15 protein-coding genes are annotated in these 17036 nt (G+C 43.2%); 6 read left to right on the top strand and 9 right to left on the bottom strand.

The annotated features are described in order from the left end of the window. The first annotated feature begins 90 nt into the window (after nt 1-90). Entirely contained in the window at nt 91-1638 is a 1548-nt protein-coding gene (locus tag EI161_RS09300; RefSeq protein WP_192529459.1) for an acetyl-CoA hydrolase/transferase family protein, read from the top strand. On the opposite strand, the gene EI161_RS09295 is transcribed toward EI161_RS09300, so the two are convergent. The 4 genes from EI161_RS09295 to maiA form a co-directional block, all read right to left on the bottom strand. Further along, complete coding sequence (locus tag EI161_RS09295) at nt 1621-2391, bottom strand: SCO family protein (protein WP_192529458.1); 771 nt, start codon at nt 2389-2391, stop codon at nt 1621-1623. The two genes, EI161_RS09300 and EI161_RS09295, sit on opposite strands and share 18 nt — an antisense overlap. Before the next feature lie 222 nt (nt 2392-2613). Then, nucleotides 2614-3456, bottom strand: a complete 843-nt coding sequence (locus EI161_RS09290) for a formylglycine-generating enzyme family protein (RefSeq protein WP_192529457.1) — start codon at nt 3454-3456, stop codon at nt 2614-2616. A gap of 131 nt (nt 3457-3587) precedes the next feature. Beyond that, a complete protein-coding gene (nirK, locus tag EI161_RS09285) occupies nt 3588-5114 on the bottom strand; it encodes a copper-containing nitrite reductase (protein WP_225735313.1) in 1527 nt (508 codons plus the stop codon). A 440-nt stretch (nt 5115-5554) separates the two neighbouring features. Next, entirely contained in the window at nt 5555-6202 is a 648-nt protein-coding gene (gene maiA / locus EI161_RS09280) for a maleylacetoacetate isomerase (RefSeq protein ID WP_225735314.1), read from the bottom strand. Between the two features lie 115 nt (nt 6203-6317). Here maiA and EI161_RS09275 point away from each other — a divergent pair, with 115 nt between their 5' ends. Then, nucleotides 6318-7178 carry an IclR family transcriptional regulator gene (locus EI161_RS09275; protein ID WP_192529455.1) on the top strand — a complete coding sequence of 287 codons (861 nt, stop codon included), beginning with the start codon at nt 6318-6320 and terminating at the stop codon, nt 7176-7178. Nucleotides 7179-7238: 60 nt separating this feature from the next. On the opposite strand, the gene EI161_RS09270 is transcribed toward EI161_RS09275, so the two are convergent. From EI161_RS09270 to EI161_RS09255, 4 genes are all read right to left on the bottom strand, one after another. Continuing rightward, a complete protein-coding gene (locus EI161_RS09270) occupies nt 7239-7814 on the bottom strand; it encodes a VOC family protein (RefSeq protein ID WP_192524239.1) in 576 nt (191 codons plus the stop codon). A gap of 266 nt (nt 7815-8080) precedes the next feature. Then, nucleotides 8081-9382, bottom strand: a complete 1302-nt coding sequence (fahA, locus tag EI161_RS09265) for a fumarylacetoacetase (RefSeq protein WP_192529454.1) — start codon at nt 9380-9382, stop codon at nt 8081-8083. 258 nt (nt 9383-9640) lie between these two features. Beyond that, on the bottom strand, nt 9641-10837 hold the full coding sequence (locus tag EI161_RS09260; protein WP_192524793.1) for an aromatic amino acid transaminase: 1197 nt from the start codon (nt 10835-10837) through the stop codon (nt 9641-9643). A gap of 197 nt (nt 10838-11034) precedes the next feature. Then, complete coding sequence (locus EI161_RS09255) at nt 11035-11964, bottom strand: LysR family transcriptional regulator (RefSeq protein WP_192529453.1); 930 nt, start codon at nt 11962-11964, stop codon at nt 11035-11037. A 154-nt stretch (nt 11965-12118) separates the two neighbouring features. Between EI161_RS09255 and hppD the strand changes: the two genes are divergently transcribed. The 4 genes from hppD to nhaC all read left to right on the top strand — a co-directional run bounded on the left by hppD (nt 12119) and on the right by nhaC (nt 16417). Further along, on the top strand, nt 12119-13231 hold the full coding sequence (gene hppD / locus EI161_RS09250) for a 4-hydroxyphenylpyruvate dioxygenase (protein WP_225735312.1): 1113 nt from the start codon (nt 12119-12121) through the stop codon (nt 13229-13231). A gap of 170 nt (nt 13232-13401) precedes the next feature. Next, nucleotides 13402-14310, top strand: coding sequence for a phenylalanine 4-monooxygenase (gene phhA / locus EI161_RS09245; RefSeq protein WP_192529452.1), 909 nt, complete (start codon nt 13402-13404; stop codon nt 14308-14310). Between the two features lie 248 nt (nt 14311-14558). Next, nucleotides 14559-14900 carry a 4a-hydroxytetrahydrobiopterin dehydratase gene (locus EI161_RS09240; protein WP_192523075.1) on the top strand — a complete coding sequence of 114 codons (342 nt, stop codon included), beginning with the start codon at nt 14559-14561 and terminating at the stop codon, nt 14898-14900. 92 nt (nt 14901-14992) lie between these two features. Next, entirely contained in the window at nt 14993-16417 is a 1425-nt protein-coding gene (gene nhaC / locus EI161_RS09235) for a Na+/H+ antiporter NhaC (RefSeq protein ID WP_192523076.1), read from the top strand. 106 nt (nt 16418-16523) lie between these two features. Here the strand turns inward: nhaC and EI161_RS09230 are convergent, their stop codons facing one another. Beyond that, nucleotides 16524-16838: a DUF3817 domain-containing protein gene (locus tag EI161_RS09230; protein WP_192529460.1), complete on the bottom strand. Its 315-nt coding sequence runs from the start codon at nt 16836-16838 to the stop codon at nt 16524-16526. Nucleotides 16839-17036: the final 198 nt, after the last annotated feature.

Raw genomic sequence — 17036 nt, 5'->3', positions numbered from 1 at the left:
TTCTCTTTGTTGTGGTAAACAAGAGTGTAAGGCGTTGCTTATTTTTTTCAACTATTTCCCAATTCTATACAGCCCCTAGGGAAAAAAGGTATGACATCAATTAACCATGAAGGTCGCGTACTTCACGAAGGTCTAAGTAAAAAAGTCATGTCTGCTGATCAAGCAGCGGCATTTATCAAACATGATATGAACGTTGGGATGAGTGGTTTTACTGGTGCAGGTTATCCAAAAGCCATACCAGCTGCGCTTGCCAAACACATGGAAGATGCGCATGCTCGCGGTGAGGAGTTTCAGATAGGTTTGCTAACTGGCGCCTCTACTGCGACTGAATGTGATGGCGTATTGGCTGATGCCAAAGGTATTAAATGGCGCACACCATATCAATCAGAGCCTGCACTGCGTAAGCAAATCAACGCTGGCGCCGCGCATTATTTTGATATGCACTTGTCGCATGTGGCTCAGCAAAGCACCATTGGCTTCTATGGCGATATGCATATGGCTGTCGTTGAAGTTGCAGGCATTTTGCCAGATGGTCGCCTCATCCCATCGACCTCTATCGGTACCAGTAATGCATGGTTAGAAAATGCCGACCATATCATTTTAGAGGTGAATGCTCAGCAAAGCCTGATGTTAGAAGGTATGCATGACGTTTATAACGATATTGGTATGCCGCCCAACCGTAAACCTATTCCACTAGTAACTCCGGGTGGCCGTATTGGTGTTCCATACTTGCATTGCGACTTAGATAAAGTTGTGGCAGTTGTTTTAACCGACTCACCAGATCGCAATAGTAAGTTTGCTGATCCAGATGAATGCTCAAACCAAATCGCCAGTCATATCATTAACTTTTTCCATGATGAAGTTAAAAAAGGCCGTCTGCCAGAAAACTTATTGCCAATACAGTCTGGTGTGGGTAACGTCGCCAACGCGGTATTGGCCGGTTTGCAGAACAGCCCGTTTGAGAATTTAACAGGCTACACAGAAGTATTGCAGGATGGCATGTTAGACCTAATCATGTCTGGCAAAATGACTATGGCGTCTGCCACTGCACTTTCATTAAGTCCAGATGCATTAGAAATTTTTAATGCCAATCTTGAAGAGCTGCGTGCACGCATCGTTTTACGTCCGCAAGAAATTACTAACCACCCCGAAGTATCACGTCGCTTAGGCGTGCTCGCTATCAATGCTATGATTGAGTGTGACCTCTATGGTAACGTTAACTCAACTCATGTCATGGGCACTAATATGATGAATGGCTTGGGCGGTTCAGGTGACTTTGCACGTAATGCTTATACCTCATTCTTTGTATCGCCATCCGTGGCAAAAGATGGTGCCATCTCTTGCATCACGCCAATGGTATCGCACCATGATCATACGGAGCATGATGTGATGGTGATTGTGACTGAGCAAGGTTTGGCTGATTTACGTGGTCTTGCACCGCGTCAACGTGCGCAGGCAATTATCGATAACTGTGCGCATCCTGACTACCGTCCGATGCTACAAGATTATTTTGATCGCGCCTCAGACACTGCTGGCATGCAAACGCCGCATATCCTTAAAGAATCACTATCATGGCATCAACGCTATGTTGAGACTGGCGATATGCGTACCAAAAAAAGCTTAGCTTTGGCGGTTTAAATACTCAATCAAAGGCTTAATGCCAGAATCAGCGACGCCAACACCTTGTGCGACTAAGCGACCTTTTTTATCCAAAACAGAAATTAGGTTAGAGTGATTAATATCACCATTATCAGCAAATTGATATTTGATATTTAAGGTGTTGGCAAGCATACGCGTACTGGCTTCATCGCTACGAATCAACCGCCAATTATCACCAAGCTCATTGTGCGCGGCAAAGTTTTTCATGACATCAACGGTATCGCGTTCAGTATCCAATGTTGCTAATAAAAACTCAGTTTGCGCACGAGCTTCTGGTGTCATCTCTTTATACATCTGTTTCATAGATTGCACTAAAATAGGGCAGGTATGCTGGCAGCTGGTATAAGCCATCACCACCACCTGATTTTTACCTTCTAGATTATCAAGCTCAAAAGTATTGCCATTTTGATCTGTCCAATCGCCACCTGCCTGATAGATAGAGTAATCTTGTCCTAGTGCTTCGGCAGGCTCGTGAGAATTCATATCAGCATGGTTCATTTGTTTATGATCCATGTCCTTCATACCGTCATGAGCCGCTGTTGCCTCTTTGGATTCAGAAGTCGCGTCAGCATGGCTGGCTTGTGTAGAAGCTGATTCAGGGTTGCTACAGGCCAATAATCCCATGCATAACCCACCAGCCAAGGTTAGTTTGATAGCATGAGACACATTAGACAATCGGTGAGTCGCCGTATTTTGCACTATTGTATTTTGAATGGTTTTTATTGTGTTCATTAGGCAATCCTTAAAGGCTGTTAAATTCGATTAGGAATAAGATGTAGGGCGCTGTATTAATACTGACTATCTTTATAGTTATTCCTAATTAAAATAAGTACAAATATGACAATGCGCTACTGGCGCTACTGAGATAAATTTTTCTTGCTTGCTGTGCCTGCGCAGACAGAGGCGGCGCAAAACTTATCTCAGTAGCACTATGCTTGTTTCATAGTAGATAGACTAATTACTGGCACAGCGAAAGCCAAGACTACTGACGGTATATTTGGCTTCTAAGCTTGAGCGAAAACCATAACGCATAAAAGCTGCATAATCACTGGGATCAACCGCACCTGCTGCACCTGAGCCACAAAACATCTGTTGGTTTAGGTTGCTGTCAGCGCGTGATTCGCCAGTGACTAAGCTATTGTTAAAGTTCTCTGTCCACTCCCATATCAAACCGTGTAAGTCCTTGACGCCCCAATAGTTAGCAGGGGTTTGTCCGACATCAGCAAGTTGGTCTTTATTACCGGCAGACTTACCATACCAGTCCAATATGCGTTGGTTATAGCCTTCTTCTAGGCTGCCGTTTTTGTTGGTGGTAGACGCTTGCGCCACGTATTCCCACTGCTCAACCGTTGGCAGGCGCTTGTTTTGAGCGCGGCAATACTGATTGGCGGCATACCATGAAATATTGACCACAGGTTTACGGAAATCTACTTTTTTAGGCACAGAGATGTTTTTAGTATTAATCCAATGCCTTAGATAACCAGCGTCAGCAAAAATAGGAGCAATTGCCCGTTGCCTAAACTTTGGATTTTCTTTTAAAAATTGATAATACTGGATATTAGTAACTGGTAGCTCATCAATCTTGAACTTATCGACTGCCACTAAAGGTGAGTTTTTGCTCAAGTATAACGGACGATAAGTACCGGGCTGAATGGCAAGCTCTTTTGCTTGCGCTTGCGTACTCATAAACCCAAAGTCCGTTGTTAGTGTTAGCGCACTGATCGCCAATAACAACGCTAACGGGCGAGCAGTCGTGTTCATGATTTGTTGAGTGTTAGTGATGTGAGTAGATAACATGACTAATCTCCTAGTTGTCCTAAAAGGGCAGGGTGTATCATGCCAGTCAAACGGTGCCAGACTCCTACTGAGTTAGACACCATTTTTGGCTGAATGATAAGAAAGTAAGTCGTTTAATAAAAAGGGCAAACTTACTTACGAGCCGCTTTGACATCTGCTGGTGTGATTTCGCCACCTTTGTTATCCCAACTGTTAATGATATAAGTGACGACGTTAGCCACTTTCTCGTCATCTAAGGCCACAGCTGGCATCACACTGTCATACTCTTCACCGTTAACGGTAATTTTGCCAGTCAAGCCATTTAGTATCGCATCAATGGCACGTTTAGGGTCTTTATTGAGATAGTCAGATTTAGCCAATGGTGGGAAGGCTTTTGGTATGCCTGCACCATTCAGTTGGTGACACGCGGCACAGTTGCTGGCATAAATAGACTCACCCATTTTGATTCTTTCTTGTTTATTGGCAGCGGTGACAACTGGTGCCGGTGCATTGGTTTTGCCGAGGCTTTGAGCGGCTGAACCTTCTGGTAAATACACGCTTTCGTTGACTTTTCCAGAGTAGATTTTCGCATCTTCAGGGCCTTCAACATCAATGATACCAAGTGCTCCTTTGTTAAATGCACGGAAAATAGAGTGGTCGACCATCACCAGCTCACCCGGTACATCCACTTTAAACTCAGTAATGGCTGCACCACCTGCAGGAATAAGCGTGGTTTGTACGTTATGATTTTCAACGCTACCCCCTTCTGCATTCACTTTGTCAAAGATCTCACCGATAACGTGGAATGATGATACTAAGTTAGGACCACCATTACCGACAAACAAACGAACGGTTTCACCGACTTTTGCTTTTAGTGAGTTTTCACCCGTTAGCGCGCCTACTGATCCATTAAATAACACGTAGTCTGCTTGTTCTTTCACCGCTTTTTCCATGTCAAAAGGTTGTATACCTTTATCACCATAGTCGCCTTTGGTGTAGAAATCTCCCTGCATGACATAAAACTCACGATCAACTTTTGATAAACCCTCTTCTGGCTCAACCAAAATTAGACCATACATACCGTTAGCGATGTGCATACCGACTGGTGCTACTGCGCAGTGATAAACGTATAAGCCCGGTTTTAAGGCTTTAAAGTTAAATTCTGAGGTATAACCAGGAGAGGTGAAGGAAGAGGCGGCACCGCCCCCGGGCCCTGTTACGGCATGCAAATCAATATTGTGCGGCATTTTAGAGTCAGGATGATTTGATAAATGAAACTCAATTTCATCGCCTTCACGAACTCGCATAAACTGTCCTGGCACCTGACCGCCAAACGTCCAAAAGTTATACTCGACACCATCGGCTAAGCGCATGGTTTTTTCCACAGTTTCCATTTTTACGACTACTTTTGCAGGATAATCGCGGTCAATAGGCGGTGGCACATCAGGAGCGTGAGTCAGAATACCTTCGATAACAGGTAGCTCACCATCTGCCGTGGTTTTCGCTTTAGCATCAGTTTCAGCTTGTGTTTTCTCATCATTGATTGCATCGGTCTGATCAGGATTGGATTTGTCACAACCAACCATGGCAGCTGTGCTTAAAGCTAATAAACAAGCTAAAGCCAGTTTAGAGTAAGTAGGGGATTTGTTTGGTGAGGAGGTTGAGTTAAAAAGGCGCATAGTGCTCTCCATAATTAGAAATAAGTGGCTCAGTTATCAAATGTCGATTTTTGTTGCTGTTCTTATGCTACGCACACAATTGAAGAAAAGCAAAATATGTTCTAAGAAAACAAATTCATAACAGGATTGTTTGAATAACTTGGCTTCCATAACATTCATTCTAAATAAATCTTTAAGAATAGGCTACTGCCCTTAGGAATATTGTTTAACTATTTCTATACTGAGTAGTTACAGATTTATATATGAATTAATACGATTAGCTGAACCGAAAAAGTTGTATAAAAATGTACATCAACATGCCCTAAAATCTTCATCACAAAACGCCCCTTATTTGTTAAATAAGGGGCGTTTTGTGAGCACTATTGTCTACGCCAGTAGCACTTGTATCCGCTTTAAAGTGATTCAATTATATAACACAGGTATATAGTTGGTGACTTACCTTAATTAGGCTTTGGCGCATCAGGCTGCATCATAGGATCAGCGTCGGCAAATGCCTTTAAGGTGCGGCAATGCGTATCAACCTCGACAATATTAGGGTAAGGGCTTAAATCCACTTTAAAACGTTGAGCAGAGGAAACCTGCGGAATGAGATAGCAATCTGCAAAAGTAGGGCTGTCACCGTAGCAGAATTTTCCACGGGTTTTATCTTGAGCCAAACGCTTTTCTAACGCAGTAAATCCTTCACTCATCCAGCGATTACACCAATCCATGACTTTTTCTTCATCTACCGAGAGTTCGTTGCGTAGATACTGCAATATACGGCGGTTATTAATTGGGTGAATGTCACAGCCAATCATGGCGCTAATGGCGCGCACCTGCATGCGACCAGCCGCGTCTTTGGGCAATAGAGGACTTTCAGGGTAGACTTCTTCTAACCACTCTAAAATAGCAGGGCTTTGATATAATAAGAGATCATCTGCTTGTAAGACCGGCACCAATCCTTGAGGGTTGATGGCCTTAAACTCTGTTTCTAACTGCTCATCTTGTGCTAGATTGACCGTGATATTGTCATAATCCAAGCCTTTTAGGTTCATTGCGATGCGAGTACGGTAAGAAGTGCTGCTGCGAAAGTAACCATAAAGTTTCATCATTATCTATGTCCTTTATTATGTTGTAAGTGAGATAAGGGGTTATACTTGGTACTATGACCTTTACCCTAATCAAGTAAACTATTAATTAAGAAAGCCATTAATTGAGTGAAATATGCCAGCCGCTGAAAATCCTTTAGACAATCCCGCTCCAACGAATAAAACCCAAAATGGCGTACAGTCGCTTGAAGTTGGGCTATCGATATTAGATGTGCTTATCGATCATAACGAGCCTATGATGCTCAAAGATATTGCCCAAGCGATGCAGATGCATCCAGCAAAGTGCCATCGTTATTTGGTCAGCCTTATTCGAAAAGACTATGCGCGCAAGCTTGACGATGGACGCTATGGACTCGGTGACAGGGTTAATGCATTAGGGGCGTTAGGCGCAATGGGGCATACTGGATTTCATCCAAACAATATCTTGGAGCGGCTAACATACATTGCTAATGATATTAAGAACAGTACCAACTGCGCGGTGCAAATCGCCAAATGGTTTAATGAAGGCCCTATTATTATTCAGTCTGTTGAACCGGATAGCGCTATTAGTATTATCACTCGTATCGGCTCACGTATGCCACTGACGACGTCAGCTACAGGACAGTTATTTGCCAGTTATCAGCCTGATGCTACTATTAAGCCATTGGTTATCACTGAATGGCAAACCAGCGAAGAGGCGGTTATAGCAGAGAAATGGCAGCATTTTAGCCAACTTCAAACCAAGATTCGCACCCAAGGTTATGCGACCGTTACTGGTGATATGTTGGTGGGTATTAACGCCATCACTATTCCAGTTATCTTACCGCAGCTTGATAGCTCTGCTGAGATGTTTATCGATGGTCAACCATCTGTCGAAAATCTGCCATTAGAGTATGCGATTACGATCATCGGTACCACAGAGCAGTTACCGATGGGTACAAAAAACAATGTGGTCGAGAAAATAATGGCAATAGCGCAGCGGTATCAAATAGCGTAGCTAAGACAGTCTTAGCTACTTTATAAACAGTAGTCTGAACAATTAAAAATCTGCAAAGTCTCATTCACCGGCAGGCGCGACTTCTCTTGCTTCAGCCAGCTCTTCAGCATGCAAAAACTGCGTATGAGCTGGCGCACGCTTAGTACGCGACCATTCATCGAGCATGTCTTGTTTAATTTCTTCAGTAATCATCGATACTTTTTCTTCTGAAGTAATATCATCATAGGTGAGTTCCATACGATGACCGTTGGGATCGAAGAAGTAGATCGAGTGGAAGATGCCGTGATTGGTAACCCCAATAACATCGATGCCGCCTTCCTCTAAATGCTTTTTAGCAGCAATTAAAGTATCACGATCTTTTACTTTCATCGCTAGATGCTGAACCCAGTCTGGGGTATTTGGATCAAAACCCATTTCAGGCTGATTGGGTACTTCAAAAAACGCCAACACATTGCCATTACCAGCGTCTAAAAATACGTGCATGTAAGGGTCAAAGGCTTTGGTTGAAGGTACATGGTCTTCGGCAAATGCCAAGATAAAGTCCATATTTAGATGTTTTTGATACCATTCGACGGTTTCTTTAGCGTCTTTACAGCGATAGGCTACGTGATGGATTTTTTCAATTTTAAAGCTCATATCAAACTCCTTTTGATAGGGCGGATTGCTAATCAGGCTGTCAGCGAGCTTGGTTGTACATCAGTAACTCTTTGACAGCTTGAATTCATTTTTACGCCTTTTTTATGTGCTAATGCTTTATATATAGTCAGTGAGAAGTAATATCGCTACATCACGTACTGCAGATACCGTTTTTTCTTGCTTGCTGTGCCTACGCAGACAGAGGCTGCAAAAAAACTATACCCGCAGTATCGTAGCGTTTTTAAAGTATTTTAACTATAGTCAGGCTATTCGCCAAAATCAAAGCTAAGCGCAGGCAGTACTTTTCCGCGTACTTCACCGAATCCGACACGGATGCCATCTTTTTCGCTATAGCCTTTCATAATGACCGTATCGCCATCCTCGATGAAGCTGCGCGTTTCACCACCTTTTAGCGTCACTGGTTTGGTAGCGTTCCATGCAATCTCAAGCATTGAGCCATAAGAATCTGGCGTCGAACCTGAAATCGTACCTGAGCCCATCATATCGCCAACTTCTACTTTACAGCCAGTAATGGTGTGGTGGGTCAGCTGCTGTGCCATTGACCAATACATATATTTGAAATTAGTTTCGCAAACGACAGTGGCGTTATCCGCATTTTCAGGCAATAACTCGACTGATAGATTGATGTCGTAGCTGTTGTTGCTGTCTTTTTGATTCAGATAAGCCAGCGGTTTTGGCTCTTGTGTTGGACATGGTGTCTTAAAAGGTGCCAATGCATCCATAGTTACAATCCAAGGCGAGACTTCAGAAGCAAAGGTTTTGGCGTTAAATGGACCTAAAGGCACGTATTCCCATTTTTGAATATCACGGGCTGACCAGTCGTTTAGCAACACCATGCCAAAGATATGCTCAATAGCGTTGTCTACCGCAATCGGCTGACCGATGTTGTTGTTTTTACCGACGACAAAAGCAGTTTCCAGCTCAAAATCTAAACGCTTACAAGGTGAAAAAATAGGACGGTCATCAGCATTGGGTTTTAGCTGACCTGAGGGACGTATCACATCGCTACCACTCACAATAACGGTGCTGGCGCGGCCATTATAACCAACTGGCATTTCGGTCCAGTTCGGAAGTAGCGCGTTGCTTGGGTCACGGAACATAGTGCCGACGTTGGTTGCATGCTCTTTAGAAGAGTAAAAATCGGTAAAACCCGGCACTTGAACGGGCAAATGCATAGTGACGTCAGCTTGCTTAAATAGTGCTTTGCTTTGTAAGTCTTTATTGTCACATAAAGCATTATTAGTATTAGACAGTAAGGTCTGGATGGTTTTTCGTGCTTTAGTCCAATTGTCGCGACCAGAATCAATAAAGGCGTTCAGAGTGGGCTGATTAAAATATGGACCGTTGTCTAAATTCAGCAAACCTTCTGTTTCGAGGACAGCCAAATCCAATACGTGCTCGCCAATGGCAACACCGGCGCGGCGCTTGTTATTACCAGCACCATCTTGAGTCTCACTAAAAATGCCATAAGGTAGGTTGTGAATTGAAAAATCAGAATCGCTGGCGATATCGATAAAAGAGGTGAGGTTGTTGTCAATCGTTGACATAGTTTGCTCCTTGCTAAAGTATGTATTAAATTACTCTATAATTAACTACTTACGTATAATGTAATTTAACAACGTATAGATTGCAAGGGCTTTTATGCAGCGTTTGCTTAAATGATGCTTGATGAGCTCATTGTAGAGAGTTGCGTCTTTGGCTCTAATGCTTCTTAGCAATGTAAATAGAAAAACGCAGAACATAAAAAAAGGCTAAGCAACTGCTCAGCCTTTTTTCATTAAGATATTTTTAGTGAAATAGCTATCTTAATCTTTTAAAACGTCTGCCATCGCATTGGCAACATAATCGATGTTACTGGTGTTCAATCCCGCCACACACATACGTGAATTGGAGATCATGTAAATACCAAAATCACTCTGTAAACGTGCGACTTGCTCAGGCGTCAATCCTGTGAAGCTAAACATGCCATTTTGATTGGTAATATAATCAAAGTTACGGTTCGGTATTTTGGCTTCTAACACTGATTTGAGCTTAAAGCGCATGGCTTTAATACGATCGCGCATCGCATAAACTTCGCCAATCCATTGCTCATGCAGCGCTTCGTCATTCATGACGATGTCGACTACACGGCCACCATGTGATGGCGGGCTTGAGTAGATACGGCGTACAGTAGCGTTCAGCTGACCGAAGACGCGCTCAGTTTCATCTACTGTTGGACAAACGACTGATAGACCGCCAACACGCTCGCCATATAGCGATAAGTTTTTGGAGAATGAGTTACTGACAAACAAGGGCAAACCCATATCGACGGCTTTACGTATAGCGTAAGCGTCGCTGTCCATATCTTCGCCAAAGCCTTGGTAAGCAATGTCCATAAATGGAATTAACTCACGCGCTTGAATGACATTTAGCACGGTATCCCACTGCTCGCGAGTCAAATCAACGCCCGTTGGGTTGTGGCAGCAAGGATGTAATAAGACCACATCGTTTTTATTCAACGTCTCAAAAAACGCGATCATTTCATCAAATTTGATGCCACCAGTAGCGGTGTCGTAGTACGGATATTTACCGACTTCGACATCAGAGCCTTCAAAGATAGCAATGTGGTTGCCCCACGTTGGGTCACTGACATAGCATTTAGATTGCGGGAACCATTCATGAATAAATTCAGCACCGACTTTTAACGCACCAGAACCACCAATAGTCGCAATCGTAGCGACTAAGCCATCTTTTAAAATCTGTGCGTCTTTACCAAAAAGTAATGCCTGACAGCCTTTACGGTGTCCTGGTAAGCCTGCCATCGGTAGGTATGGACGCGGCGAGATAGGGTCAGCAATACGCTGTTCAGCCGTTTTTACACAGTCGAGTACAGGCATGACGCCATGTTCATCATAATAAATACCAATGCCTAGATTTACTTTATCGGGATTGTTATCCGCCAAAAACTTTTCCATCAATCCTAAAATTGGATCGCCAGCGTAATAATCGATACGTTCAAACATTTTTTTTCCTTACAATGTATATAAGTACAATATATATAAGTACAAAGGGTATGAGTTAAGGCGCTAAAAAGCATAAACCAGTTTACGGATTAACTCAACGTTAGATTCAGTTATCTTGAATAATTAATAAAACTGTTGATGAGAGCCATTGTGCTTCAAGTGTTTTTAAGCGTTGATAATGCCACTGAAGGCAGTGCTTAAATACGCTGTAAGTCATTAAAATGGCTAGAAAAATAGCTCTGTAAAAAACTTTTAAAGGCAATGGTAGCCGGTGACAACGCACGAGAAGAACGCTGATAGATAAAAAACTGCCGCGTCTTGATAGGTTGCGCCAATGGCCTCATTTGTAAGCCGTTGGCGCTTACCCAATTTATCACTTCGGGCATATAAGGCAAACATAATGTGATACCGAAACCTTGGCGAGTCATCTCAAGGGCAGTCGACATAAAGTTCACCTTATAACGCGCCTGCTGAATATGGTTGACGATACTTTCATCCAGCTCAGTGGTTACTTGCTCAAGAAAAGGACCTTGCAGGGTGATGAGTGGAATGTCTAACAGATCTTGCCACGTGATTTCAGTTTTTTGCGCCAGCGTATGGGTGTCAGGCATGACCACACAAAATGGCAGCTGATATAGCAAATCAGCATTGATGTCATCTTCAGTCTCTATCAGCTCAAGCTCGGTTCCGACGCCCAAATCCACCTCAATATCTTGAACATGTCTCAGTAGGTTTTCGGCTGAACAATCCAATAACGACACGCTAATCTCGGGATGTATTTTGGCAAATTGAGCGATAACCGCTGGCATGGACGAGGCAGCAAACTGCGAAACAGCCAGTCTTACATTGCCTTGCGCTAAACTCGTCAAACTGCTGGCCTCATTTTCAAACAACTGCATCTCATTCAAAATTCGCCGAGCTTGTGGCAGCAAATGATGCCCTACTACCGATAAAGACAGCTGGCGTGTGGTGCGGTCAAACAATACAATTCCAAGGTTAGATTCTAATTCTTTTATCAATCCACTGACGGCAGATTGGGTCAAATGCATCTGATCGCTGGCACGGGTAAAGCTACCGTTGTCAGCGACTTTGATAAATGCGGTCAATTGGCGAATGCTGATATTCATAAGTAAACCTGATAAATAAATCATAAAAAACAATTAGTCTTATAAATAAACCTAATCTAATATAAATGCATCGTCAATAGGAATGATTGATGAAACTTATTTTTTGCTAATTTTTAGCGCTTTATACCAACAATTGAAATTAAGGATGATGACAATGTCAGAGTTAAAGGCAGATTTATTTGACAACCCAATGGGGCTAAACGGGTTTGATTTTGTTGAATTCGCTTCACCTCAACCTGATGCGGTTGACGCATTATTTAAGCAGCTTGGCTTTGCCCATGTTGCGAACCATCGCTCAAAGGACGTTGCGCTTTACCGCCAAGGTGATATCAATCTTATCTTAAACCGTGAGCCAAAAAGCCAAGCCAGCTACTTCGTTGAAGAGCATGGTGCTGGTGCTTGCAGTATGGGTTTTCGTGTCCAAGATGCCAAAAAATCTTATGAGCGTGCAATCGAGATGGGCGCTCAGCCCGTAGACGTGCCAACTGGGGTGATGGAGCTTAGATTGCCTGCTATCAAAGGCATTGGTGGTTCATTGATTTATCTTATCGACCGCTATCAAGACGGCGAATCTATCTATGACGTCGACTTTGAGTTTTTTGAGGATGTAGACAGAAAGCCTATTGGGCATGGCTTTAAGGTCATCGATCATTTAACCCATAACGTTTACCGTGGTCGCATGGCTTATTGGGCAAACTTTTATGAGCGTATCTTTAACTTCCGCGAAATCCGCTATTTCGATATCAAAGGCGAATACACGGGTCTGACCAGTAAAGCCATGACCGCGCCTGATGGCAAAATCCGTATTCCATTGAACGAAGAATCAAAGCAGGGCGGCGGACAAATCGAAGAGTATTTGATGCATTTCAATGGTGAAGGCATTCAGCACATTGCCTTGGCCTGTGATGATTTGTTTGCCAGTATTGATAAGCTAAAAGCTGCTGGAATTCCGCTAATGACGGCACCAAATGATACTTATTATCAGATGCTGGATGAGCGTTTACCGAATCATGGTGAAAATGTCTCTGAGCTACAGATGCGCGGTATCTTATTAGATGGTACGACTGAGAGCGGTGCACCACGTTTGCTGCTACAGATTTTTTCTGAAACTATCTTGGGTAGCCCCGTATTCTTCGAATTTATCCAACGCAAAGGTGATTACGAAGATGGTTTTGGTGAAGGTAACTTTAAAGCCCTGTTTGAATCTATCGAGCGTGACCAAGTCCGTCGCGGTACAGTTGGTCAGCCAGAGACTGAAACGCCATAGTTTCCAGTCGGGCTTTAAGTCAATAAAAGCGATAAACGGGCAGGGCAAAAGGATTTTGTCTTGCTCCCTCTTAATCTGTTACTTGCACACTAGGTTATCAGAATAAACGATGGTTATTGAGCCTACTGGTATCAAAGTACGATATTTATTGTAATAAAAGGAAATTAGGCATGGAACGCCGCCAACATATCACTGCTCATAAGACGGTCAGTGTCAGTACGCTGACCTTTGAAGCATCCACTCGTGACGACGCGACTCATAAAAAGCAACCTTATGTGTCGCGTCAGCCAGACAGTCAAGGCCACATTCATTACAGTGACGATGAAAACGCCATGTGGCAAACGCTGCTGGCGCGTCAAGCCACGCAAATACCCAACCGTGCCTGCTCAGCCTATCTAGAGGGTTTAGATAAGCTAAAACTCCCAAAGACACATATACCCCAATTCCATGAGATCGATGACGTGCTGCAAGCGACTACCGGCTGGCAGACGACTGCTGTTCCGGCGCTAATCAGTTTTGGTAAGTTTTTTAAACTCTTAGCCAATAAATCCTTTCCAGTAGCTACCTTTATCCGTCGCTTTGAGGATATGGATTATATTGAAGAACCTGATGTTTTTCATGAAATCGTCGGACATTGTCCGCTGCTCACCCATCCTGCGTTTGCCGCTTTCAATGAGACGTATGGCAAGCTCGGAATCAATGCCAGTAAAGAAGAAAGATGGTTTTTGGCACGACTTTACTGGTTTACCATCGAGTTTGGTTTGGTTGGTAGTCGCCCTGAAAATCGTCGTATCTATGGCGGCGGTATCTTAAGCTCACCGTCTGAAACGGTTTATGCGCTCAGTGATAGTTCTGTGCATCAACCCCAATCTCAATCAAAACAACCAGAGTATAGAGCATTTGATTTGCTCGACGTGTTACGTACGCCTTATCGTATCGATCATATCCAGCCTATTTACTATGTTATTGATGATTTAGATACGTTATTTGACATCGTTGATAGCGACATTATGGGAATGGTCAAACAAGCCATGTCATTAGGTTTATTTGAGCCAACTTACGCTATCGAAAATACCTAATAAAAAATGAATATATATAGTTGATTGATTTTAAAATCGATAGTGCTACAGGAGTAAGTTTTTTCAGCCTCTGTCACGCTTGCAAACAGCAAGCAAGAAAAACTTATAACAGCAGCATCTGGCTATTCACTTTATTACAATCGTATCGCTTTTATTTAGAACGGCCTATAACTTGTTTTAAAAGTAGTAAAAAAGCATCAACACGGACGTATAATCACTAAAATTAATAGTTAAAAAAGGACATCATAATGACCACATTATCACAAGCCAGCTGTGAAGCCTGCCGTATTGGCGCTCCGACCGTCGATGAGAGTGAAGCACGCGAGCTATTAAAACAAATTCCTGATTGGTCGCTTATCGAAGTCGATGGCATCAATCAATTACAACGTCGGTATAAATTTAAAAACTTCGTTAAAGCGATGGCATTTGCCAATGAACTTGCCGAAATTGCCGAAGCAGAAGGGCATCATCCTGGGATGTTGGTTGAGTGGGGAAAGGTTACCGTCACTTGGTGGTCACATAGCATCAAAGGTCTGCATCGTAATGACTTTGTCATGGCAGCTAAAACTGATAGCCTAATGGGTAAATAATGAGAGTAGCAATCATTATCGTAACTCATTAAACTGTCCACCCTCAACGCCAACCCTAACGCCAGAATTTACTGGTACGCCAAGGATGTGTTATGCCGCCACATGTACTTACCGAGCTATCTCCTAAGATAGCTTTTATCATTGCTAGCGTTGTCATCGCGATTATGGGCGTCACCATGATCGGCTTTGGCTGGGTTCCGCACCTATCGTTAATGCTTGCTATTGCTGTTTTGCTGGCCCTAGGTATGTTTAAGGGTTTAAGCTTTGAGAAGATGCAAGAGCAGATGTCTTCAGGCGTCGTTAGCGGTATTGGTGCCATTTATTTATTATTTTTTATTGGATTGCTAGTTGCTGCTCTCATGATGTCGGGCGCTATTCCCACCATTATGTACTATGGTTTTGACCTCATCTCACCGCAGTATTATTATATTTCCGCCTTTGTATTGACCTCTATTATCGGTATTGCTTTGGGCAGTAGTTTGACCACGGCAGCGACGATAGGCGTGGCCTTTATTGGGATGAGCAATGCCTTTGATGCCAATGTTGCTATCGCTGCAGGTGCCATCGTCTCGGGTGCGTTCTTTGCAGATAAAATGTCTCCTTTATCAGACACCTGTACGCTGGCTTCTTCTGTCGTGGGCATTGATTTATTTGAGCATATTCGTAATATGATGTATACCACGGTACCGGCGTGGCTTATCACAGCAGGATTGTTTTGGTTCTTTTCGGGGCAGACAGGTAGCGGCAATTTAGATCAAATTACTATGTTGCAATCACAATTGGTTGATAGCGGCTTAGTTCATGGTTATTCAGTACTGCCGTTTATCGTGCTAATCGTCTTGGCGGTTTGCCGAGTGAATGCCATCTACACCATCATTTACACCATTGCTAGCGCTTTACTCATTACCTATTTGCACAGTACGCCCAGTATTGGGCAGCTGGGTAATTACATGTTTGGTGGTTATACACCTGCTGACAACTTGGAGCTGGGCGAAGTAGGCGGCATGATCTCACGCGGTGGTATGCAGAGCATGTTCTTCACCCAGACCATTGTTATCTTGGCATTAAGCTTAGGTGGCTTGCTACGTGCATTGGGTATCTTGCCAGCGTTATTGTTAGGTATCAGAGATATGCTAACCAGTTCAGGTCGCGCGATTTTTGCCGCCGCTATGGCAGCATTGAGTATCAACGTGCTTATAGGTGAGCAGTATTTGAGTATTCTATTATCAGGGACGGCTTTTCGCCAGACGTTTGAGCGCTTGAACTTACATCCCAAAAACTTATCGCGCACTATTGAGGATGCGGGTACGGTTATCAATCCACTCGTGCCATGGAGTGTGTGTGGTGTGTTCATCAGCCAAGCGTTAGAAGTACCTGTACTTGATTATCTGCCTTATGCGTTCTTCTGTTATTTATCGCTATTACTAACGATATTGTTTGGCTTTACAGGAATAACCATCACTCGCAAGGATGGCACTAACGTTCGTAAGCACCAAAAAGCACAAGCTGTCAATTAACAAGCTAAATAGAAAAATAGCATTCATCACGAAGTATAAAAGAACCCCCGTAAGTGAATAACTTATGGGGGTTGTTTATTATGAAAAATAGAGGTTTTTAAACTGTTTACTGCACTTTTTTATGTAAGCTCTTTTTTAAAAAGCGATCAAAAATAAATGGTCCAAAAGGTAAAAATGAGCCGAGCACACCCGCAGGCATTGCCCAAATCGGTGTTTTAACCTTGTTGATGGCGACCATGAGCATGAGAATATAGGCGATAAATAAGACACCGTGAGCCATACCGAGGTATTTTACCGCTTCAGGGATATCCATCATATATTTTAGGGGCATGGCGACGCCTAATAGCAATAAAAAAGAAGTGCCTTCTAGATAACCTATGATAGTTAGGTTTTTCAATGTGGATTTTTGATTTTTTCGCATGCCAGATGCGGGTTCGGTAGTTGTCTGAGCCTTCGACACATGGTGTTCCTTTTGATATGATCGTTTAGATTGAGGACATGCCTTGATACCACTATGATACTGGCTTTGCTCGATGCTTTGAAGTATTAGTTTTTGCCAACCTTTAGGGCGTGTTGAACATTCATAATTTCAGCCAGATATAAGCGCAAGCGAGAGCGA

It is taken from the genome of Psychrobacter sp. FME5 (assembly GCF_014861375.1).
Lineage (GTDB): Bacteria > Pseudomonadota > Gammaproteobacteria > Pseudomonadales > Moraxellaceae > Psychrobacter.
Note: the sequence above shows the minus strand (reverse complement) of the source record. Positions and strands in the feature narration are given on the sequence as shown.